Below are 21,820 nucleotides of genomic sequence, written 5' to 3'. Positions count from 1 at the left end.
CTTGGGATTCGGCGACTTGCGAGACTTTTCACCAGTTTTCAGCCAGGGCAATACGACTGAACACGATAAAAAGCAGGAGTTATTAACCAAGACTAATTTGAACTTCAACGCCAGCTGCTAAATCCAGCTTCATTAAAGCATCAACAGTCTTTTCAGTAGGCTCAACAATATCCAACAAGCGCTTGTGTGTACGAATTTCGTATTGATCACGCGCATCTTTGTTAACGTGCGGAGAAATCAATACAGTAAAACGCTCTTTGCGAGTTGGCAGCGGAATCGGACCGCGAACTTGTGCACCTGTGCGCTTTGCTGTTTCTACGATTTCTTGTGTAGAAGCATCAATCAATTTATGATCAAACGCCTTCAGGCGAATACGGATACGCTGATTCTGCATCGAGCCAAACTCCAATAAATTTTAAAGAACTTTTCCGTTAGGACTTTCTGACCGTGCAGGTCAAAAAGGAGGCGCAATTCTATAGACGGAAAATCATACTGTCAAACCTTTTCCTCAAGATATTTCGGGCAATCAGAGATATTTTTTACACCACTTGTTGGCGGCTATCCGCTCGCTACCTTTACACGAAGATAACTTCGCATTGGCCTCTTGTTGGCGTAAAATTATCCATCTAAGATGTCATGAATTTGTGTGTATTAAGCAATAATTCACATCAGTTATGTGCTGACCTTTGCAAATTAGATTCAATCTTAACTTTTGCTGGTTTTTCTTAGGCTCTTTGATAGTTGGCGCTCTGACTTTCAGTATTGGTAACAGAACATCACTATTTTCGATCTCCACACGTTTGGCTTTAGCCATCCATGTTTTGATCGGAGCCCAGAGTACTCTTGCCAAGCAACGGACAGCTGATTACACAATCAAGGAAATTTTCTGGCGATGGATGATGTATTACAACGCAACCCGGATAACGACTCTAGCGGCGACCATTGTTTCGCGACTCCAGAAAACTCCCAAACGATCCGCTGTTATACCCTAGCAGCTATTGAAACGCACACTCAAAAATTTCCGGAAAAAATAGCCGCAAGCTTTGAAGGTGAGTCGATTAGCTATCGCGAACTAGAACAACGGTCTCAAATACTAGCAAACGCTTTAATATCGAGCTTTGGCCCCAAACCTGTTTGCGCTTGCAGTGTACGTCCAAGCTTATTTAATCCAGTCATTCTGCTCGCAATTTTAAAATCAGGCGGAACCTATGTTCCAATTGATCCCGATTTTCCAGAAACGCGGATTATTTATATTTTAGAAACCACTGGCGCCAGCACTTGTTTTGTTAGCGATTCCGATCTTGCCAATTTTCCAAAACAAACTTCCAGACACTCTTTTTCTGTTATAGCCAGCTCCGCAATTGATACATTTTGCGAAAACGCATTAAAAGGCCAGCTCGACAATTCCGATGAAAAAAGCACTCAGCCTTTGTTTGGAAAAAATACAACACCTTCAGATATTGCGTATATCTTTTTTACGTCAGGAACCACTGGCAATCCAAAAGCTGTACAGGGCTCCTACTCAAACCTAAATTATTACGTTCAAAGTGCTATTCAAGAATTTCACTTGGATACTCAAACTCACATGGCTGTAATAGCCAAATTTAGCTTTAGCATTAGCCTATTTGACCTTTTATGCCCACTGGTTGCCGGTGGCACTATCGAAATATTACCTAGGGATTTAATCGTTAACGATGAGGCCATGTTGACGGTATTTACCAAGGTCAACACATTTCATATCGGACCTACGCTTCTTCGAAAAATATTAAAACTTTTAGATGCAACTAATCCTGCCAAAATCCCTTCGTTTGCGCACGTCCGTCATGCATCTTCGGGCGGAGATATAGTACCCGCCGATATTATGTTAAAACTCGGTCGCATTTTCCCCAACGCTGAAATATTTACTATTTATGGCTGCACAGAAATCGCATGCATGGGTTGTAGATACGAACTTAACCGAGAAAATCCGGCGGATATATCTCTCGTCGGCAAGGCGTTTCCCAACACTCAAGCCATTCTACTTGATGAAAATTTCACACCTGTTGATCAAGGCGAGAAAGGGGAAATATTTTTTTCTGGGCCGGGTGTTACTTCGGGATACATTAACAACGAACAGGAAAATACCTCAAAGTTTATTGACCTGAACGGCCAACGTTTTTATCGCACCGGCGATATTGGTGCCAAAGACAAGAACGGTAATATCGCGGTTTTGGGCCGAAAAGATTTTCAAGTAAAAATTAACGGTATTCGTGTTGAGCTTGCTGAAATAGAAACGCAAATAAAATCACTAACAAAAATTCATGACGCCGCCGTTATGAATTTCTTGGTAAACGACGAAACCAAAATCTACGGTTTTCTGGTCGGCGACATTATTCAGTCAGACATTAAAGAAATTCGCCTAGCACTTAAAGAAAAGCTACCTTCATTTATGGTTCCCAACGGCTTTGTCATTCTCGACAAATTACCGCTAAACAATAATATGAAGGTTGATCGAAAAGCCTTAACTTTACCGTCCCGAAATGAATTAGTCCGTGAAACTCAGTTTCAAGCCGCGATCACCGACACGCAAATTAGCTTGGTAAAAATCTGGCAGACAATTTTGAAAGAGGCTCAAGTCGGTATTGATGACGACTTTTTTGCGCTTGGCGGCGATTCTTTAGCCGCCGCACAGATGCTTTCAAGTATTCATTCCGAGCTTCTAGTTGCGCTTCCAATCCAGACTTTTTTGCAAAGACCAGTGCTGCGCGACATCGCAGAATTAATCGATTCTAAAGACAAACAATTGTCTTGCGAAAATACTGTAGAGCTTAAGTCTGGCGACTCAACCCCGCTGTTTTGTTTTTACGGAGTACTACTGTATCGCGATCTTGCAAATGCATTACCTGAACAGCAGCGCACCATTGGCGTTTTCTTACACGAAGAATTGGAATTACTCGCAAAAAATAATCTTGCCGATATGCTTACAGAGTTATCCAGCGTGCGAGTTATTGCGGAAAAATACATTAACGAGATAAAAAAATCACAACCCCAAGGCCCATACTTGTTCGCCGGGGAATCCTTTGGCGGCATTGTAGCACTTGAAGCAGCCTCTATTTTAAGTGACCAAGGCGAGACCGTGAGCTTGGTTGCAATGCTTGATTCTTGGCTACCGCATTCGGCTCAGGGTACAACGTTTAGAAGAAATCTTGAAAAAGCCGTCTATTTAGCATCGACTCCACAAAAACTTTATCAAAAAGTAAAATCACACATTTTAAATAACAAAAAAAATATTGCTACGAATACAACCGCATCTCCTCAATTTGATATAGCAGAAAAAGCCCGACTTATACTTACACAAAACTACATTCCACCTACGTATTCGGGCGAAGTAGTGTTTTATCAAGCGCGCGAAAGTGATCCTAGATCTACTTTTGAAAGCTCCAGAGGCTGGTCAAAATATCTGAAAAATTTAACAGTAAAGACCATTCCCGGCGACCATTTGGGTATTTTAAAACACCCCAATGTTGATGAATTAGCAAGAGATCTAGCTGGTCGATTAAAAAAATAATCCACCAGCTAAAGTTAGATTTAGGAAATGTTGGGACCCTTAGCAAAAACACTGTTTTTGATTGAGTCGGAAAGAAGATGTGGTGGATCTGTGTCTGTTTTACCCTGAATTTTTCGGCGTAATCGCCAAAGTGCGAAGCAGGCAATCCAAAATATGTCAGCAAAAGCCGCGTAGAAAACAGAATAATTTTTTGAAAAATAATAACGACGTGAATCAAATAAATATTTAGGCGTACGCTTAGGCTTAGTGTCGGCAGAATTCACTCCGGTACTGTCTCCAGCGATGTGCATTACTCGACTTTCTGGCACATACCAACATTCCCAACCCGCACGATTGGCTGCCAAGCAAAAATCCGTCTCTTCGTAATAAAGAAAATAGGTTTCATCCATAAGCCCGACCGTTTGGTAAACCTCTTTACGCACCAGCATGCTTGCACCCGGCAACCAATCAACCTGTTCGGCTTTATCAGACATTTCTCGCGGCACAATATGATTGTTGAGCAGTTTAGTAACCACACCCAACTTCAAGCCGCGATCAATTTCGCTCAATATGGAAGGAAAACGAAACGCGATTTGCCATAAAGAGCCGTCTGGATTTTCAAAACAACCACCGGCAATGCCTGCTTTTGGATGCGCTTCTAAAAAGTCTTTAAGAATAACGAGTGCGTTTTCGCGAACTTCGGTATCGGGATTTAATAAATGGAAATAATCTGGAGGAGAATCGCTTTCTAGTGCTTGGCGGATTGCGTAATTATTTCCATACGCATAGCCGCCATTTTTGGGCGCCTGCAAAGCAAATGCCCAATTCCAGCCCTGCGCTTTAATGTGTGAATCAATGATACTGCAAGAATCATCTTGGGAGTCGTTATCGACAACAACAACACATGTGTTTGGGATTTTATCCACTTCTTTGGATAATTCATTCAAGCAATCTATGGTGCGTAGCGGTGTTTTGTAATTGACAATTACCACCAAATAATCGCACTGGGTCCAATCCATAACTAACGTCCTAAATAGGTTGTTGAACAATTATTAGCGTTCGGCGCCAGCATTAACATGCAAGTAACCCAGAACCAAGCCTGTACAGAAGTTATTTTCGACTATACAGGATAGATTTCTCGCGCTCAATTCGGGAAAAATGACATAAAAAAAGCGAGGCAGAAACTACCTCGCTTTTAGCGGTTTGCAATGGGAAAAATGACTGACTTAAGCAGACAGCACTTTTTCACCACGAGCGATACCAGAAACGCCGCTTCGAACCACTTCGATCACCGCAACCTCACCCAAAGATTGAATAAACGCATCCAGTTTATCGCTGGTACCAATCAATTGAATGATATAAACACTTGGGGTTACATCCACAATTTGGCCGCGAAAAATATCGGTACAACGCTTAATCTCAGCTCGTGCTGCGCCGGTTGCTTTGACCTTAACCAGCATCATCTCGCGCTCAATGTGAAAACCTTCGCTTAAATCAACAAGCTTTACAACATCAATTAACTTGTTTAAATGCTTAGTGATTTGCTCAAGTTTATGATCATCACCCAGAGTCGTTAACGTCAAGCGCGACAGGGTTGGATCTTCGGTTGGTGCAACCGTTAGCGTTTCAATGTTATAGCCACGCTGTGAAAACAAGCCGACTACTCGTGACAGTGCACCTGGTGCGTTTTCCATCAAAATTGAAATAATTCTACGCATGATTAAGTTCGCTCCGTCTTGCTCAACAACATATCGCGCATGGAACCGTTAGGCGCGATCAACATTGGATAAACATGCTCAAGCGGATCTACGCTGACATCCATAAACACAACACGATCTTTCATAGCGAAGCATTCGCGCATTTTCTCTTCCAGCTCTTCACGCTTGGTAACTTTCATACCTACGTGGCCATAAGCTTCCATCAGTTTTACAAAATCAGGCAGCGATTCTTCGTATAGGCTCTCGGAATAACGGCTGCTGTACTGCATGTCTTGCCACTGTTTAACCATGCCAAGGGCTTGGTTGTTTAAACAGATGATTTTAACGGGCAGATGGTATTGAGTAAGCGTTGAAAGCTCCTGAATACACATTTGAATACTGCCTTCACCGGTAATACAAACAACGCATTCATCTCTAAAGGCAAGCTGCACCCCTAAGGCTGCTGGCAAACCGAAACCCATGGTTCCAAGGCCACCGGAGTTGATCCAGCGACGTGGTTTATCGAACAGATAATACTGAGCCGCGAACATTTGATGCTGACCCACGTCAGAACAAATGTAAGCATCGCCATTGGTGACCTTGTGCAGCATCTGCACAACTTCTTGCGGTTTAAGTTTGTCACCGCTGGTATCAAATCGATTAGCCGTATACAAACCGTGTCGTTCACGCCAGCCATCAATTTGCGCCCACCAATCTTTTAACGCCGGTTTTTGCGGTTCAACTTTCGACGACTCAATCAAGGTCAGCATTTCTGCCAATACACTTTCTACCGAACCCACGATTGGAATGTCGGCAGTGATGGTTTTAGAAATTGACGCAGGATCAACATCAATATGAATGATCTTTGCGTGCGGACAGAACTTGTTTGGCGTGTTGGTTACACGATCATCGAAGCGAGCGCCTACCGCAAAAATAACATCCGCGTGATGCATTGCGGTGTTGGCCTCGAAAGTACCGTGCATACCCAACATACCCACGAATTGACGATCTGTGCCGGGATAAGCACCTAAACCCATCAACGTATTAGTCACCGGGTAATTGAGCTTTTGCGCAATCGCAGTTAACAAACCGCTAGCATTACCTTGAATCACACCACCACCGGCGTAAATTACTGGGCGCTTTGCTTCCAACAAAAGCTGCACGGCTTTTTTGATTTGCCCGCTGTGACCACGAACCGCCGGGTTGTACGAACGAATTTTTACAGACTCAGGAAATTCGTACGGGAATTTGGTTGCTGGATCGGTCTTGTCTTTTGGAATATCGATAACAACCGGGCCAGGACGACCAGTACTGGCTATGTAATACGCCTTGCGAATAATTTCAGGAATTTCCGCTGGGTCTGTGATCACAAAACTGTGCTTAACGATTGGCCGAGACACACCAACCATGTCGGTCTCTTGGAACGCATCTTCACCAATTTTATCAGAGACAACCTGTGCAGACAGGACCACCATGGCGATCGAATCCATGTACGCTGTTGCAATACCGGTAATTGTGTTGGTTGCACCTGGGCCAGAAGTGACCAGGACTGTACCGACTTTACCCGTGGCGCGCGTGTAGGCATCAGCAGCATGGGCTGCTGCTTGCTCGTGGCGCACCAAAATGTGTTGCACATCTTGCTGTCTGAAAATTGCGTCGTAAATATGAAGAGCAGCTCCGCCTGGGTAGCCAAAGACGTGTTCAACGCCTTGGTCTTTCAAAGCGCGAACGAGCATATCTCCACCAGATAGCATCTCCACGTTAAGTCCTCTTTGTCGGTTAGGTTTGCATTCGGTCGGCTCTAACAAAGCGAGCCCACATTTCACCAATAGCGACTAGGCTGCGATCTCTTGCATACAAGAAACAGCCCCACTATTAATAATGAGATAATTAGTTTTTGCGAATGCTCTGAATGAAGACACGCGTTTTAGTCGTATCGACACACAGGCAACGTTGGTGAACGCGGCTCCGCATGAGGATGGTAAGGCGAGATTTTGACCCGCCCGGGGTAGGCACCTGTCTAGGTTGGCTGAAGAGCCTACACGCCATCATGAGAACCGGACATTTTGTGGATTTAACGGCCAAAGTCAAGGTCGGAGAGATAATTTCCAAAGCATCTTAGATTTCGTGTAATCGTCCGTACTTTTGTGCGACACAAAACGCTATAGTTAACTTTTAAATCTGCCATTTGATTAAACACTATGATCAGTTTTCGTCGATTTGCCTCAGACCCCACCGCATTCACTCTTAAATCCTCTAAAAACTTAACAAAGTTTTGTGCAGCAGTATCGTTTGCGTTGTTTGCAACCAGCTCGGTTTACGCCGCCACCTTATACAAGTGGACTGACAAAGACGGAGTTACTCATTATGCCGAACACCCGCCAACGAATGTGACCAATGCGGAGAAAATACGCTCGAATGTCGCGCCCGGTAATAGCCCTGTGCAATATCAATCGCCCACCGCCCAAGCCGAAGCTAAGCGTCAACAGGCGGCTCAGGATGAGTCTTTAAGCCCAGAAGAACAGGCCGCTAAAAAGGCTCGCTGTGATATCGCGCGTAAAAATCTAGAGTCGTTGAACACCTTTGTGCGTGTTCGAGAGAAAGATGAAAACGGGGAAATTCGCTTTTTAAGCGAAGAAGAAGTGAACGACCGCAAAGAGAAGTTTAAAAACGTACTCAATAAAGAGTGCGGCGGCGCTTAATTACATTCTTGGCAAAAAAAATAAAACTTGGTAAAAAAATAAAAAGCGCGGATCACCCCGCGCTTTTCAGGTTTGCGTCAAGCTAACTACAACCCTGTTACTCTCGGTCAAAAGAGAGCTTTTCGCCGTCTAAACCAACCCGAATGGTATCGCCTGCATAAAATTTCCCAGCCAACACATGTTGAGCAAGTGGGTTTTCAAGCAACTGCTGAATAGCTCGTTTCAGCGGCCTTGCACCATAAACCGGGTCAAAACCCGCGGCACAAAGCTTTTCCATCACAGGTTCGGCAATTTCGATGCCCAAATCTCGATCAGCCAAACGTTTGCGCAGTCTTTGCAATTGAATATCGGCAATACCGCGTATTTGATTCATCGATAGCGGATCAAATACCACAACCTCATCAATACGGTTGATAAACTCTGGGCGGAAATGATTGCCTACTACCTCTAGCACCGCACTTTTGATCAACTCTGGGTCTGAAGTCGCTGTCGATCGAGACATCTCCTGAATAACATCAGAACCCAAGTTCGACGTCATAATAATCACGGTGTTGCGGAAATCGACAGTGCGACCTTGGCCATCCGTTAAACGGCCATCTTCTAATACTTGCAGCAAAATGTTGAACACATCGGGATGCGCCTTTTCGACTTCATCCAACAACAATACCGAGTAAGGTTTACGGCGCACAGCTTCGGTTAAGTAACCACCCTCCTCGTAACCTACGTAGCCGGGCGGCGCACCAATGAGTCGAGCCACGGAATGTTTCTCCATAAACTCAGACATATCAATGCGAACCATGGCGTCTTCGGTATCAAACAAGAACTCCGCTAACGCTTTACAAAGCTCGGTTTTACCAACACCGGTTGGCCCCAAAAACAAGAACGAACCGTTGGGTCGATTTGGATCAGCCAGGCCCGCTCGACTGCGACGCACCGCGTTCGACACAGCTTCAACCGCTTGTTGCTGACCAATCACACGATTGTGCAAACCGTCTTCCATGCGAAGTAGCTTTTCGCGCTCACCTTCCAGCATTTTCGCCACGGGAATGCCCGTCCATTTCGAAACTACTTCCGCGATTTCTTCATCGGTGACCTTATTGCGCAGCAACTTCATTTCTTGGGTTTCAACTTGCGAGGCCATTCCCAACTGTTTTTCCAGATCTGGAATGATGCCGTACTGCAATTCGGACATTCTGCCCAAATCACCGGCGCGGCGCGCTGCTTCTAAATCCAATCGCGCCTGCTCCAACGCGCTTTTTATTTCTTGAGAGCCGTGTAACGCAGCCTTTTCTGCGCGCCAAACTTCTTCTAGATCGGCGTATTCACGTTCTATATGGCTAATATCATCATCGATTTTGGCTAGGCGTTTTTTCGAAGCTTCGTCTTCGTCTTTCTTAACGGCTTCGCGCTCGATTTTTAACTGAATCAAACGTCGTTCTAGACGATCCATGGATTCAGGTTTAGAGTCGATTTCCATTCGGATTCGACTGGCGGCCTCGTCGATAAGATCGATGGCCTTATCGGGCAACTGGCGATCGGTAATGTAGCGTTGCGACAACTTAACCGCGGCGACAATTGCCGGGTCGGTGATATCAACACCGTGGTGCAGCTCGTAACGTTCTTTTAAACCCCGCAAGATTGCAACCGTATCTTCTTCACTGGGTTCATCGACCAACACTTTTTGGAAGCGACGCTCCAGAGCGGCATCTTTTTCAATGTACTGGCGATATTCATCCAGCGTGGTCGCACCCACACAATGCAATTCACCGCGTGCCAACGCTGGCTTGAGCATGTTGCCAGCATCCATAGCGCCTTCGGCCTTACCAGCACCGACCATGGTATGGATTTCATCGATGAACAAGATCACCCGGCCTTCTTGCTTGCCAAGTTCGTTTAAAACCGACTTCAAGCGTTCTTCGAATTCACCGCGGAACTTGGCTCCGGCAAGCAACGCCCCCAAATCCAATGAAAGCAATCGTTTGTTCTTAAGACCTTCGGGCACTTCACCGTTGATAATACGTTGCGCCAGACCTTCAACAATGGCGGTTTTACCCACGCCGGGCTCACCAATTAGCACCGGATTATTTTTGGTACGACGCTGTAAAACCTGAATGGTACGGCGAATTTCATCGTCCCGTCCGATCACTGGATCAAGCTTGCCGGCCTCGGCGCGCGCGGTAAGATCAACCGTGAACTTTTCTAAAGACTGACGATTACCTTCTGCATCTGGATTATCCACAGTTTCCCCTGCACGAACCTTGGTAATCGCGTCTTTCAAACGCTGTTGCTGACCAAAGTTTTTCAGCGCCTTGCCCAAACTACTGTTGGCGTCGTCCAGAGCTGCAATCAGCAGGGATTCACTAGAAATAAATTTGTCGCCCGCTTTTTGCGCTTGTTTATCGGCAAGATTAAATAAGCGCACCAACTCAGGCGACATGTGAATATCACCGGTAGGATTTTGAATTCGAGCGAAGTTTTCGAGGTCTTTTAGTAACGCATTGCGCAAACCGGTTACGTCAAAACCAGCCTGGGCAAGCAGTGGTCGAACCGAGCCGCCTTGCTGGTCTAGCATGGCTAGCAAGGTGTGGGTGGGCTCAATTTGGTTGTGATCTCGACCGATCGCCAAAGATTGCGCATCGGCAAGAGCTGTTTGTAATTGGTTCGTTAAACGATCGATTCTCATAACATCCTCTAGCAGCCCGCTTAGGGCGAAATCTATAAATACAGCCGTTTAAGGCATCATTGATTCACTAAATGGGAGTTCAGTGGAGAGAATACAAGTTTGGGAATGGATATTTATTTGATTTGTAGCAAAAAATATAGTAAGCGAAAAACCTTGAAAATCAATGCTGCGTCCCAAAACCCTCCGCTTAGGCGCGCCATCGCGTCTTTCAGCCGAGTCGATAAAACGACGTGACGTAGTAAAGACTAACTTATTTTCCAAATTAGACTGGCAAATCGGCCACTTTGAGGATTCTGCCGATGGGAATACCAGCGATCGTCAGAGAAGGTACAATAATCTCCACCGTAGATCTGCTGAACGCCTAAAGCGGTCAATTGAGCTTTAGCGATCGCGTACAAATCGAGCTGAAATTTATTAGGCTTAAGATTCAAACTCGCCGTAAAACTACCTTCTAACGCATCGGCAAAGGAATTTTTGGTTTGTTCTGAACACGTTGATAAATATTGATGGCTAAATTGTTTGCCACGAGCCAATACCTGATCAATCACTTCTCCTCCAACCTCGTAATGCAATTGACTGATACCTGGGCCTAAATACGCGATTAAATCTTGGGCAGGTTGAACAAATGCATTAATGGCTCGACCGAGAATACCATCGGCTAAGCCGCGCCAACCAGCATGAACTGCTGCCACTTGAGACCCATCGGAGCTTGCCAAGAGTATCGGTAAACAATCTGCGGTTAAAACCGCACAAGCCTTATTCAGCGCAGCTGTTATGGAGCCGTCGGCCTCGATTTGATCTGCTTGAAAATCAGAAACCGCATCGAGATCGACAACTCTTAAACCATGCACCTGTTTCAACCACATAGGTTTAGAACCTACCAAGTATTGCTCTAAAGCGAATCGATTAGCTGCGACGGCTTTTGGGTCATCCTCTACATGAACCGCTAGATTAAATGACTCACATCCGCCGACGCTAACACCGCCCGATCGAGCGGTAACCAAGGCTCGAACATTGCTCGGCCAAGGCACGGCAGGCTCATAAACAAACGATGGCTTCACAGGTCTTGATTATATTCTTTGGTGTGTTTACGCAGTGCCTGCAATAGCAAATCAAAATCTTCCGGTAACGGTGCCTGCCATTGCATGTACTCCGCCGATTCAGGATGAATTAGGCCCAACTGTGCTGCGTGTAATGCTTGGCGAGGAAAACTCTTTAGAACTTCGATAAGTTCGTCGGTGGAGCCTTTAGGAATTTTGAATCGACCCGCGTAGGTATGATCACCCACCAATGGATGACGAATATGCGCCATATGAACACGAATCTGATGGGTACGACCGGTTTCGAGCTTCAATCGAAGATGCGTGTGTCCAACAAAACGCTCAACCAAACGATAGTGAGTAATCGCTTCTTTACCGTCACGAACAACTGCCATCATGGTTCTCTGTTTTGGATGGCGACCAATTGGCTCATCAACACAACCACCACCTGTCATGGTGCCAATAGCAATGGCTTCATATTCACGACTGACAGATCGCTCCTGTAACTGTGCGATTAGGTCGTTATGTGCTGCCAGAGTTTTGGCGACAACCATCAAACCCGTGGTGTCTTTATCAAGACGATGAACAATTCCCGCTCGCGGTAGCAGCTCTAAGTTTTTATTATGATTCAAAAGCGCATTCAATAAAGTACCCTGGTGATTACCTGCAGCAGGATGAACCACAAGACCAGCGGGTTTATTAATCACTAGCAGGTGATCATCCTCATAAACAATATCCAGATCGATCTCTTCGGCCTGCCACTCGCCTTTAGGCTTGAGTTCGGTTTCGAGAGAAAGCAATTCACCGCCAAACAGCTTGTCTTTGGCTTTTGCGGCTTTTTGATTGACTTGAAGCTCTCCAGACTTAATCCACTCTTGCAATTGCGAGCGTGAAAAGTCGGGAAACAGTTGTGCAGCCACCTGATCCAATCTGTAACCACGATGTTCGATTTGGGCAGTTGCCGCTTGAGAGATTTTTTCTGAGGACGTCATGGGATTACAACAAAGTTAAACGTGCCATAATAGCACTAAGTGATCTTTTTAACCCATTGCCTCTATTAGAAAGCATCGATTTGTGTCTAAGTCCAAGCGATGGGCTACAGAGCTTTTGCTCAGCTTTCTCTATGATATCACTGAATAGAAACCTGACTCGATGAGTCTTACTAAAAACCAAATCTCTGCTTGGGTCTTATCAAGCACTGTGATTAAATATTGCTCTGTGTGAACTTGGTCAAGGTTGACATACTCAAAGCATTTGATAAAACAGCCTAATAGAGTTCGTGATTTGAATACCAATCACGCACCTCAGTATAAATGCTTGTGGCTTAACACTTACTTTTTTGTTTTTGATGAAAGAATCTATGCGTATTACTTCAATTGTTGTGGCTTTTTCCTTGTTACTTTTAAGCGGATGTTCGCTGTTTGGTTCAAAAGAAGATAAAACCGAAAAAATCGGCGAAAATACCACCGAAAAACTGCTTTATGACGCAGCCCAACGATTTTTAAGATCAGGTCAATGGGACACGGCTATTCAAAACCTGCAACTGCTTGAAGAGAATTTTCCGTTTGGCAACTACGCAGAACAAGCTCAGCTTGAATTGATTTACGCCTATTACAAAAGCTACGAAGTAGAAGCTTCAATTGCTGCTGCCGATCGATTCATTCGCCTGCACCCGCAACACCGACAAGTTGACTATGCCTACTACATGAAAGGCTTAGCGACCTTTACAGAAGGCAAGGGTTTGTTTGAGCGCTTTGTACCAACCGATCTAACTCGTCGTGATCCCGGCCCGGCCCGCGAATCTTTCGCGCACTTTTCACAACTGTTGGCTAAATTCCCGAACAGCACCTACGCACCCGATGCCAAAAAGCGCATGATTTATTTGCGTAACCTTTTGGCGCGCTACGAAATTCACGTTGCTAACTACTACTTCGAGCGTGGTGCTTACTTAGCCGCCGCAAACCGTGGCCGCTATGTGGTTGAAAACTTCCAAAAAACCCCAGCGGTACCTGATGGCTTGGCGGTTATGGTTCAAGCCTATAAGTTTTTGGGTAAAGATGACTTGGCCGAGCAAAACCGCGAGGTTCTTGCACAAAACTATCCTGAGCATCCTGCTTTAAATAACGATGGCAGCTTCAAATACGCGGATTCAAGTGTTGATGATGATCGCTCTTGGTTGAGCACCTTAACATTAGGTCTGTTTGAAAAACCCGATACACCAGCCTACGACTCACGGGAAATTTACAACTCCGTTTATCTGGACAAACCCCAACAAGTTGCCAAACAAGATAACAAGCAAGCCGAACAATCTCGCTCTTGGGCAAGTAAACTGAGCTTCGGCCTGTTTAACTAAGGCTCAAAATCAACGTATAAAAAAAACCGGCTTTTGCCGGTTTTTTTATGTGTAAGATTTACAGCGCATACCTGCTCTTATTCACCAATTTTCCAACCGTTGGTAATTGGATAACGGCGATCGCGACCAAAGCCTCTTTGACTGATACGTGGCCCCACCGGTGCTTGACGTCGCTTGTACTCGTTGATGTCCACCAAGCGTAAAACTCTACGTACGGTGTCTCCGTCAAAACCCGCGGCAATGATAGTGTCCGAGCTTTCGTCCAGCTCTACGTAACGATACAAGATCTCATCCAACACCTCGTAGGGAGGAAGGCTGTCTTGGTCTTTTTGATCCGGTGCCAACTCCGCAGATGGTGGTCGCTCAATAACACTGACCGGAATAACCTCACTGATGGTATTACGGTATTTAGACAGCTCGAACACATCCACTTTAGGCACGTCTTTTAAGACATCAAAGCCGCCAGCCATATCGCCATAAAGAGTCGAATAACCTACAGCTACTTCACTTTTGTTACCGGTTGTAAGCACCAGATAGCGTTTCTTGTTGGAAATCGCCATCAAAATCACACCGCGAATACGCGCTTGCAGGTTTTCTTCGGTCGTATCTCGCTCAGTACCGGCAAACTCTTCGGCAAGGCTTGCCATAAAGCTGTCAAAGGTCGCTTCAATACTGATCGATTGATAACGAACACCTAAACGCTGAGCTTCATCAGCGGCGTCATTTTTGGAAAGATCACTGGTGTATCGAAAAGGCATCATCACCGCTTCGACACGATCTTTACCCAGTGCATCTACAGCAATTGCCAAGGTCAACGCCGAATCGATACCACCAGATAAACCAAGCACAATGCCTTTAAAACCATTCTTATTAACATAGTCGCGCACACCCAAAACCAGAGCGTTGTATATGGACTCTAGCTCATGCGGTACCGGTGATGATTCAGCGGGCGATGCCAACAGAGAGTCACCGCGTTGCAAACTCACGCAATACAAGCCTTCTTCAAAAAATGGTGCCTGATAAACCTTTGCACCCTTGGCATTGACCACCATGGAGCCGCCATCGAATACCAATTCGTCTTGAGCACCTACAAGATTGGTGTAGATCACCGGCATCGAACCTTCTAGAGCGCGCTGTTCAAGCAGGTTTTCTCGTTCGTTTGATTTTCCACGATGGAACGGTGACGCATTTAGGTTAAGCATAAACTCCGCCCCTGCGGCTTTCGCCTGAGCCATGGGTTCTGAAAACCAAATGTCTTCACAAACGCTCAGCGCAAACTTAGCGCCAAAAAGCTCGAACACACAAACTTCGCTTCCGGCGCTAAAGTAACGCTTCTCGTCAAACACACGGTAATTGGGTAAACATTGCTTGCGATATTGCGCAATTAACTCACCGTTAAAGATTACCCCAGCCATGTTATACAGATGACCATCGATCAGCTGTGGATAACCCACCACCAAAGCAATATCACCTGGAGCTTCGTTCTTTAGCGTTTCTAGGGCCTTAGAAATACGAGTTTCTAGGCTCGGGCGCAACAACAAGTCTTCTGGCGGATAGCCGATCAAAGACAGCTCCGGAAAGACAATAATATTGGCGTGGTGAAGATCGCGCGCACGTGTTACAGCGTTTAACGTCTTTTCGACATTTCCTGGAATATCACCTACCAGAAAATTCACCTGCGCCATCACTAGATTAATCGCTGCTTTGTTTTCTATCACTTAAACCACCATCACAACTAAATTACGACAAAACAGACCTAGTGAATTCAGAGCCCGCTTCGCTACGATCCATTCACACCCTCGAAAATAGCACTGGGGCGAACATTAAAACTGGAGTAATTGTAACACTTTGACGCTGGAACTCATTCTGCCATTGCACACAAGAAAATTAGAAACGGAGGAAAAATGTTTCAGATCTGGATCTACTGTTACAATCTGCGCCAACAGTAATAAGGCTCGCTAACTATGCATCGCTCTGATATCTCCAACAACAGCTACGGTTTATTGCGAATTTATACCTATTATCGTGTCGCGCTAGGCAGTTTATTTTTACTGCTATACACCACAGATTTACTGGATGATGTGCCGGGCGAATTTAACCGATCCCTATTTTTGTACGTCACCAGCGTCTACACTGGTCTCAACATACTTATCTTGTTACGACTTTGGATCGCTCGTATTGAACCTTCCACCGCACAGGTGATTTTTTATCTCATCATCGATGTGTTGGCATTGACCACCATGAGCTACGCCAGCGGCGGAATTCAAAGCGGTATTACCTATCTGCTGATCATTACTACAGCCACCGGCGCGATATTCTTGCGAGGACAGTGGTCGTTCAGTATCGCTGCCTTCGCAGCTCTTGCAACCTTAGCGGAAAGCATCATCTCTAACGTAACCAGCAAAGCCGATACCGCCGATTTATTCTCAGCAGGTGCTCTCGGTATTTTATTTTTTGCGACCGTTATTTTATTCCACTATTTAACGCAACGAATTCGCGAAAGCACGGCGGAAGCAAAAGACCAAGCACATCTTGCAGCGAAGGCCATCGATATTTCCCAACAAATCATTGCGAGAATGCGCACCGGAGTAATTGTTTTCGACGCCGAACACAACATTCAATTAATTAATATCGCCGCAGAAAAACTCCTTGGCCTCGACATTCATACACCCAACTTGGAAGAGGCCAACCTACAAACCCTTTCAGACATTCCTGTTGTTGCCACGCATTTTGAAAACTGGAAAAAATTTCCCAATCAACAATTAAAACCCATAGTCGTTGAAGATTCTAAAAGTGAAGTGCGAATTAATTTTGCCAAGCTGAGCGAACCAACCAATCCGGGCACCTTGGTATTTATTGAAGACCACCGCCAACTGGCCCAAGAAGCGCAAAGACTGAAACTCGGATCATTAGGACAGCTAACGGCCAGTATCGCCCACGAAATTCGCAATCCATTGGGCGCCATTAGTCACGCCGCACAACTATTAGCGGAAGCACCCGACCTCAATCCCGCCGATCAACGCCTGCTCGACATTATTGTCAACCACACCAGACGCGTGAATCTGATTATTGAAAACACCCTACAACTCTCGCGTCGCAGCCAGAGCCAAGCCGAGGTTGTTGATTTGGTCGAATGGCTGCCTAAATACATAGAAGATTACAAGCTCACCAACCAACAACAGGTTCGACCAGAAATTGACTTGGAAATCATACAGTTAGAAGAACAGTCTATACTCGCTAAAATAGACCTGAATCATCTGCGCCAAGTGCTCAATAACTTACTAGACAATGGTTTGAGATACAGCTTTAAAAAAACCGGTCACTATCATATGAAATTAATTTTAAGCACCCTGCATTCTAGCGAACTCGCTTGCTTAAAAATAATCGATGACGGCCCCGGAATTAATGATGAACACGTCGACCATATTTTCGAACCGTTTTACACCACCGAAAACAGCGGTTCGGGCCTTGGTTTATACATTTGTCGTGAGCTTTGTCAGTTAAACCAAGCAGCTTTGACCTATTACAAAAACGACGCCCAGCAAAGCTGTTTTCAAATCAATTTTGCTCACGCCCAACAGGTATTTTAATCTCAGGTAATACATATGCCCCACCACGCGCTGATTATTGACGACGAGCCAGACATTCTCGAACTACTCGATATCACCCTATCGCGTATGGGTATTGTCGCCTTTAAAGCTAAAGATATTCACGCCGCCGACGAACAGCTCGAAAAAAATCGTTTCGATTTATGCCTTACCGACATGAAATTGCCCGACGGCAACGGCATTGATTTGGTGAAAAAGCTGCAATTAACGCAACCAAAGCTGCCAGTAGCGGTATTTACCGCTCACGGCAATATGGATACCGCCATCGAAGCAATGAAAGCCGGTGCGTTCGATTTTATTAATAAACCTGTCGATTTAGAACAACTCCGAGCACTGGTCAATTCCGCACTGAGTTTATCAAGCGCCGAACCAGAAAGCGTTGTAAACGATAGCGAGCTTATTAAAGGACAATCTAAAGGCGTTATCGAGCTAAAAGGCAAAATCAAAAAGCTCTCAAGATCCCAAGCACCGGTATTTATCTCCGGCGAATCCGGCAGCGGTAAAGAATTGGTAGCCCGCTCTATACACCTGCAAGGCCCACGCGCTGAAAAACCGTTTATCGCCGTCAACTGCGGAGCAATTCCCAGCGATCTTGTAGAAAGTGAATTTTTTGGCTACAAAAAAGGCAGCTTTACCGGCGCCCAAACCGACAAACAAGGTTTATTTCAGGCGGCTAACGGAGGCACCTTATTTTTAGATGAAATTGCCGATCTCCCCTTAGATATGCAAGTTAAACTGTTGCGGGCAATTCAAGAAAAAGCCGTGCGAGCCATTGGCGATTCTGTCGAAACAAAAATTGACGTACGCATCTTAAGTGCAAGTCACAAAGATTTACCCAAAGCCATCCAAGACGGATTATTTCGAGCCGACTTGTATTATCGAGTAAACGTAATTGAAGTATCCGTACCACCGCTTCGCGAGCGGGAAGGCGATATTTTATTACTGACCGATTATTTTCTGAAAAGCTTCGCCGAAGAAATGCAGACTCCCCAAGCGAACTTATCAGATTCCGCCAAACAAGCATTGTTGAATTATGACTTTCCCGGAAATGTACGTGAACTCGAAAATATTCTAGAACGCGCTTTTACCCTGTGTGATAACAACGAAATTACCGAACAAGATTTGCAACTGTCACCCATCTACAAAGAACAGCTACCAAAATCCACAAAAAGAAGCGGCGATGCTGGACAAATTGCAGGCTACGATGGAAGTGTTTCGATCGACGAATATCTCGAAGAAATTGAAAAAGAAATATTGCTCAGCGCACTGGAAGAAAATCGTTGGAATCGAACCTCTACCGCAAAATCGCTCGGCATCACCTTTAGATCGTTACGTTATCGCCTAAAAAAACTGGGCTTAGATAACGACTAAATTATTTACCTGCCGGTAGATCAAATACTACCGGCACGTGCACAAAACTATACAGCCGCAGAGCTGAGATAATTCTGCTAACCGACGTAGGTGCCACGAATTGGATAATTGTTTTCAGGGTTACGAATAAAAGTAATTCCTCCAACAATCATACTCAGATCAGGACGCAAGAAAGGTGCATTAGAAATATCAACAAGATGAGTGCTGCCTTTTTCATTCACAACAAATAAACCGGGCTCAGCAAAAATGTGATCGGTTTCTTTTTCTGATCTAGGCTCAGAAATATACAGTCCCAACGCTTGCATTTGCTCAATGCTAAGACCATAACCAACGGGATATTCCGGGCTTACTAATTCCATTTGCATTTCTGCTTGTTCTTTAGAATCGGCAGAAACCACAGCTACAGACACTTTCAGTGCTTTTAATTCTTTAGTAAGACCGTTTAGTGTTTTTAAATAATTCGTGCAAATTGGGCAGTGCTTACCACGATAGACAACTATCAAAGACCAGTCGCATTCACCCTCCGCTTTACCAAGAGTTAACTCACCACCACCCAATTTAGCGACGGTAATTGAGGGGAAAGTATCACCGGCAGACATTTTTGTCATAATTCAAGTACCTGTTAATCAATTAAACGAAAAGTAATTAAGTTAATTTAGAAATAATCAACTTCAAAACGCCAAGTTGAACTCATAACACCCATCGGTGACAATCACAAGCCTTAGCTGTTGATGTTGAAATAGATTCAACATAAATGTGATAAACCCTAAAGAAATTAAGAGATAACACAACATACTCAGATATTTAAAATCAAAACGGCTATAAAAAACCAGTAGTTTTATCTATTTTTGATAGATTCAATAACACGCATTTTTATACAAGGCGTTTTTATAATGGCGCCGTTAAAAGATTGGAGAATTTAAAAAAGGAGAAATTTAAGAGAAGGGATAATTTAAAAAAAGAACAATTCTTTAATTATGTAACGGTACAAAATTAGGTAAAAATTCAAACAAAAGAAACACTACAAAAACGCAAAAATTGTCCCTAAAAACTGCGCCGTAATTGGAGTATAAAAAACTCTAATTAACTTAGAGTTTCCTTCAATACTAAGAATGGGTCATCAATTTCAAGAACATTAAGTGATTAAAATTGTGAAGAAATTGAACATTACATTTTCAATCTCTTCACAGCATTTAATTAACTTATTCTAAAAATGGTTTTGGACCAAAACAGCCGTGCACTCTTGGCTTAGTAAACTGACGAGCTGGTTCTTGCAATAAATCACCAGCAATCGGCCAAATCATTTGTACGCCGGCATAAACCCCGGTAGGCGCGTTTGCAAAGGTAGCTGCCGGAGAAGCACCGTAAAGCTGGCCGTCCCAGTGATAGAATCCAGCCACAAAACTGGTACACGAACTAGCACCGGTTTCACAAGCTCGGACAAGATCGTATGGCACTTCAAATTCTTTAAACGCACAACCTTCAGAGTTGGTAACCGCCACATTTGGTACACCGCCTAAAGGAATAACATAACCTGACTCTTCAGAACTCAGAGGTGAATAGGCACCGGCATCCCAGAAAGTATAGACAGCATCAGGGAACGCATCGCGAATGGTGATACGCACAACTGAGGTACCATCATCTTTAGATTTCACGGTTAATAAGCCATTAATTTGTTCCCATTGACCAACGGTTGGGTTTTCAACCAAACCTTCGCGACGAGTAGGCTCCGGCTCAGCAGGACCTTCAGGGAAAGAAGGAAGAACAACGCGATCATCAACGCTGCCAAATCCAAAAAAGTTATTGCCAATATTACCTAATGGTTGATTCACTAAGCTTTGGTCAATTGCACCACCAGGATTAAAGAAATCTAAAAAACCACTGGTTGTTGCGATTAAAGTACTGCGATCGGTTTCAGGGGTGATGATGCCAGCATCAATGGCGTCTGGATTTGGGTCTAAAAAGCCAACCTCACGAGGTGTTTGGAATAACTGTCCAATAGTTGGAGAAACACTGGAATAATCGCCAATTCGGCTACCGTTATAGAAATTCACGCCATGCGCAGCATAACCGGTAAAACTGGTTACCTGCGCCTGTACAGAAACTGCTGTAATTGCACTAAAAACACCTAAAGCTATTTTATTTAATTTCATGTAATGCACCTATTGCCATACTGCGTTAATTAAAAATATTTTTAAATACAAAATGATTTAACGTCACAAATTTTGGTAAAAAAACCTTGTTTAAATCATTAATAAATTAATCAAGGTTTATTAAAAACAGCCAACAAAGTTAGTAAGGTATTCAAATACCGACCTATTAAAAATACCCTTTCATTTAACTGATAGTTTCAAAATTAACGCCCTGAAACCAAACCGCACATGCTAAACTGGTGAGGACATTCATCTCAGTAGAAAAGGAGCAGCCCATGCCATTTATCAATGTAAAACTTATAAAAAATGAAAAAAATAAAGCTAAAAAAGCCGAACTTATTCGACGCTTGACCGAGGTGATGACCGAAGTTATGGATAAACCACCTGCATCCACACATGTCGTAATTGAAGAAATTGATGCGCAAGACTGGGGTGTAGCCGGAATACAGATTTCTGAACGCTAATCTAATATCCAATAATCTAATCTGGCCTGTTTTAACTTACATGTATTCATAAACAAACAGCCTCTGATTAATGTATTTCTGATTTAATCAGAGGCCAAGCTCGAAAAATACAACTCCAGATACGTTCAAAACCTTAATAGCGTATTGGAAACTCTGATTAACCAGAGTTTCTCGCGACACAAGGATGTGTCGCCAATTTCAAGAACGGTAAGTGATTGAAATT

Annotated in this window: 16 protein-coding genes; 6 read left to right on the top strand and 10 right to left on the bottom strand. The window is 44.4% G+C overall.

The window, feature by feature from the left end; genetic code table 11:
* Positions 1-82: 82 nt before the first annotated feature.
* Positions 83-394 (bottom strand): 30S ribosomal protein S10, encoded by a 312-nt coding sequence (rpsJ, locus tag ACYQ2C_RS03710; RefSeq protein ID WP_007644456.1) that lies wholly within the window; start codon positions 392-394, stop codon positions 83-85.
* A gap of 498 nt (positions 395-892) precedes the next feature.
* Between rpsJ and ACYQ2C_RS03705 the strand changes: the two genes are divergently transcribed.
* Positions 893-3,547: a non-ribosomal peptide synthetase family protein gene (locus ACYQ2C_RS03705; protein WP_460100123.1), complete on the top strand. Its 2,655-nt coding sequence runs from the start codon at positions 893-895 to the stop codon at positions 3,545-3,547.
* 20 nt (positions 3,548-3,567) lie between these two features.
* On the opposite strand, the gene ACYQ2C_RS03700 is transcribed toward ACYQ2C_RS03705, so the two are convergent.
* From ACYQ2C_RS03700 to ACYQ2C_RS03690, 3 genes are all read right to left on the bottom strand, one after another.
* The gene (locus tag ACYQ2C_RS03700; protein ID WP_460050333.1) at positions 3,568-4,545 is read right to left on the bottom strand and encodes a glycosyltransferase family 2 protein; all 978 of its coding nucleotides are present in this window, start codon (positions 4,543-4,545) and stop codon (positions 3,568-3,570) included.
* A gap of 207 nt (positions 4,546-4,752) precedes the next feature.
* Positions 4,753-5,244, bottom strand: a complete 492-nt coding sequence (gene ilvN / locus ACYQ2C_RS03695; RefSeq protein WP_460050335.1) for an acetolactate synthase small subunit — start codon at positions 5,242-5,244, stop codon at positions 4,753-4,755.
* A 2-nt stretch (positions 5,245-5,246) separates the two neighbouring features.
* Complete coding sequence (locus ACYQ2C_RS03690; protein ID WP_460050337.1) at positions 5,247-6,983, bottom strand: acetolactate synthase 3 large subunit; 1,737 nt, start codon at positions 6,981-6,983, stop codon at positions 5,247-5,249.
* Positions 6,984-7,424: 441 nt separating this feature from the next.
* On the opposite strand from ACYQ2C_RS03690, the gene ACYQ2C_RS03685 reads away from it, so the two are divergent.
* A complete protein-coding gene (locus ACYQ2C_RS03685) occupies positions 7,425-7,925 on the top strand; it encodes a DUF4124 domain-containing protein (RefSeq protein ID WP_460050339.1) in 501 nt (166 codons plus the stop codon).
* Between the two features lie 97 nt (positions 7,926-8,022).
* On the opposite strand, the gene clpB is transcribed toward ACYQ2C_RS03685, so the two are convergent.
* The 3 genes from clpB to rluD form a co-directional block, all read right to left on the bottom strand.
* Positions 8,023-10,608, bottom strand: coding sequence for an ATP-dependent chaperone ClpB (gene clpB / locus ACYQ2C_RS03680; RefSeq protein WP_460050341.1), 2,586 nt, complete (start codon positions 10,606-10,608; stop codon positions 8,023-8,025).
* Positions 10,609-10,853: 245 nt separating this feature from the next.
* Entirely contained in the window at positions 10,854-11,669 is an 816-nt protein-coding gene (pgeF, locus tag ACYQ2C_RS03675) for a peptidoglycan editing factor PgeF (RefSeq protein ID WP_460100129.1), read from the bottom strand.
* Positions 11,666-12,640 (bottom strand): 23S rRNA pseudouridine(1911/1915/1917) synthase RluD, encoded by a 975-nt coding sequence (rluD, locus tag ACYQ2C_RS03670; RefSeq protein ID WP_460100132.1) that lies wholly within the window; start codon positions 12,638-12,640, stop codon positions 11,666-11,668. The genes pgeF and rluD overlap by 4 nt, the downstream gene beginning before the upstream one ends.
* Before the next feature lie 368 nt (positions 12,641-13,008).
* Between rluD and ACYQ2C_RS03665 the strand changes: the two genes are divergently transcribed.
* A complete protein-coding gene (locus ACYQ2C_RS03665; RefSeq protein WP_460050346.1) occupies positions 13,009-14,001 on the top strand; it encodes an outer membrane protein assembly factor BamD in 993 nt (330 codons plus the stop codon).
* Between the two features lie 77 nt (positions 14,002-14,078).
* On the opposite strand, the gene ACYQ2C_RS03660 is transcribed toward ACYQ2C_RS03665, so the two are convergent.
* Positions 14,079-15,719 carry an NAD+ synthase gene (locus ACYQ2C_RS03660; RefSeq protein WP_460100136.1) on the bottom strand — a complete coding sequence of 547 codons (1,641 nt, stop codon included), beginning with the start codon at positions 15,717-15,719 and terminating at the stop codon, positions 14,079-14,081.
* Positions 15,720-15,965: 246 nt separating this feature from the next.
* Here ACYQ2C_RS03660 and ACYQ2C_RS03655 point away from each other — a divergent pair, with 246 nt between their 5' ends.
* Positions 15,966-17,591 (top strand): sensor histidine kinase, encoded by a 1,626-nt coding sequence (locus ACYQ2C_RS03655; protein WP_460050350.1) that lies wholly within the window; start codon positions 15,966-15,968, stop codon positions 17,589-17,591.
* 15 nt (positions 17,592-17,606) lie between these two features.
* The gene (locus ACYQ2C_RS03650) at positions 17,607-18,980 is read left to right on the top strand and encodes a sigma-54-dependent transcriptional regulator (RefSeq protein ID WP_460100140.1); all 1,374 of its coding nucleotides are present in this window, start codon (positions 17,607-17,609) and stop codon (positions 18,978-18,980) included.
* 77 nt (positions 18,981-19,057) lie between these two features.
* Here ACYQ2C_RS03650 and ACYQ2C_RS03645 read toward each other — a convergent pair whose 3' ends face one another.
* Both ACYQ2C_RS03645 and ACYQ2C_RS03640 read right to left on the bottom strand, forming a co-directional pair.
* Positions 19,058-19,588, bottom strand: coding sequence for a redoxin domain-containing protein (locus ACYQ2C_RS03645; RefSeq protein ID WP_460100143.1), 531 nt, complete (start codon positions 19,586-19,588; stop codon positions 19,058-19,060).
* Between the two features lie 594 nt (positions 19,589-20,182).
* Positions 20,183-21,133, bottom strand: a complete 951-nt coding sequence (locus tag ACYQ2C_RS03640) for a hypothetical protein (RefSeq protein WP_460050356.1) — start codon at positions 21,131-21,133, stop codon at positions 20,183-20,185.
* A 275-nt stretch (positions 21,134-21,408) separates the two neighbouring features.
* On the opposite strand from ACYQ2C_RS03640, the gene ACYQ2C_RS03635 reads away from it, so the two are divergent.
* Positions 21,409-21,597, top strand: a complete 189-nt coding sequence (locus ACYQ2C_RS03635; RefSeq protein WP_460050358.1) for a 2-hydroxymuconate tautomerase family protein — start codon at positions 21,409-21,411, stop codon at positions 21,595-21,597.
* Positions 21,598-21,820 lie beyond the last annotated feature (223 nt).

Source organism: Sessilibacter sp. MAH3 (genome assembly GCF_054658275.1).
The sequence above is the reverse complement of the archived record's forward strand: the minus strand, read 5'-3'. Positions and strand labels throughout refer to the sequence as shown.